General features: G+C 72.3%; 1 protein-coding gene. It reads right to left on the bottom strand.

Translation table 11 applies throughout. From position 1 onward, the window contains the following. On the bottom strand, positions 1–1,461 hold a 1,461-nt coding region (locus FVW27_RS15495), incomplete at both ends, for an NFACT RNA binding domain-containing protein (RefSeq protein WP_167126808.1).

Raw genomic sequence — 1,461 nt, 5'->3', positions numbered from 1 at the left:
GGCGTTGCGCTGCCAGCTTTTCACCGCCACCAGCGCGGCGGCCTCGGCCAGGGTGCGTTCCGGCACCTGATGCGCCGGGTGGTCGCGCCGGATGATCAGGTGCGCGCTGGGGCCGTCCTCCGCGTGCAGCCACCAGTCGAAAGGCGAGGCGATGCGCAGCAGTTCCGCGTTGCCTTCGGCGCACCGCCCCCGCAGCAGCAGGAAGCCGTCGGAACTGCGAAAGCGCTGCACGTCGCTGCCGGTTCCGGCATTGCCCGGCTGTTTGCGGGAATCGGCACCGCCCTTGCCGCCTTTGCCTTTCTTGCCGCGGGGGGCATGAAGGACAGACGCGGGCGCAAACCGGGCCTGGACCGGTGGCAACCCGTCGCCGGGGGGCATGGCTGCGCCCTGCTCTGCGGAGGCCAGGTCGCGGGCAACCTCTGCCCGGCGACGTTCGAGGATGGCGAGCCCGCGCGCGCCCCGATCCGACCGGTGAAACATGGCGGCCATGTTCTCGCGCACGGTCAGCAGCGGGTCGAGACGGATGATGCGGGTGGTGCGGGCTAGGCCTGCGTCGGCAGTGCCCGTCGGGGGCGATGCCTCATCCCCCGCGCCTTCCGGCCATGCCGATTCGGACAAGGTTTCGTCGGGCACCGTCACCTCCGGCAGGCGGGCATCCGGTGCGTATTGATAGAGCACCGCCTGCAGGGCCACGCCATCGGCACGCTGGTCCAGCAGGCCGCGCAGGCGGCGCTCCTCGTCGTCCAGCTTGGCCAGCAGCCGGCGCAACCGCTTGGTTTCGGCCTTGAACGGGGCGGCGGCCTCCGTGCGCACGGTATCGGCAAGACCGGTGAACGCGGCGGCCTCGCCCAGAATGGCGGCGGCATCCAGCGCGGATTCGTGCACTTCCTCGGTCCGGTTGCCGCGCAGGGATGCGGGCAGGGGCCACGCGGAAAGCTCGTCGGGCTCGCCGGGCCCTGTCCCGCCCTCGTCGGGCTGACGGTACAGGAACACGTCGCCCTCTCCGGAGTCCAGGTCCACCAGCAGGGCGCAGGCGTCGAGCACGCCGTCTTCCGGGGCGTCACCGGAAATGCCGAAGAGGGTGTCCGAATTGCCACCGGGGGTGCTGCCGGATGGAGGGGCGAATCGCCCACCGCCCACAAGGGTGGCCAGGGTGCGCCGCAGGGGCGGAGTGAGCACCGGATCGGCCCCGGTGGCGGCGCCGCCGCACAGCGCATGCAGGGCGATCTGCAGCGCAACGGGTTGCGAAGGGGGGGGCAGTTGCGGCCAGACCGGGTCCGCGCCGAAGTCAGGGGGAAGGGCATCCACGAGGTGCACGCCCTCGCGCAGATCCAGCAGTACCAGGGCGCCCTGCCCGGCGGCCTTACCGTTTGGCCGCCCGTCTGCCGTCCCGTCTGTCGTCCCGTCTGGCTGTCCGGCTGGCGGCGCCATGCGCAGGGCCAGCCTGCGGCGCGGCCAGTC

This window comes from Nitratidesulfovibrio liaohensis, assembly GCF_011682075.1.
GTDB classification, from domain to species: domain Bacteria; phylum Desulfobacterota; class Desulfovibrionia; order Desulfovibrionales; family Desulfovibrionaceae; genus Cupidesulfovibrio; species Cupidesulfovibrio liaohensis.
The sequence above is the reverse complement of the archived record's forward strand: the minus strand, read 5'-3'. Positions and strand labels throughout refer to the sequence as shown.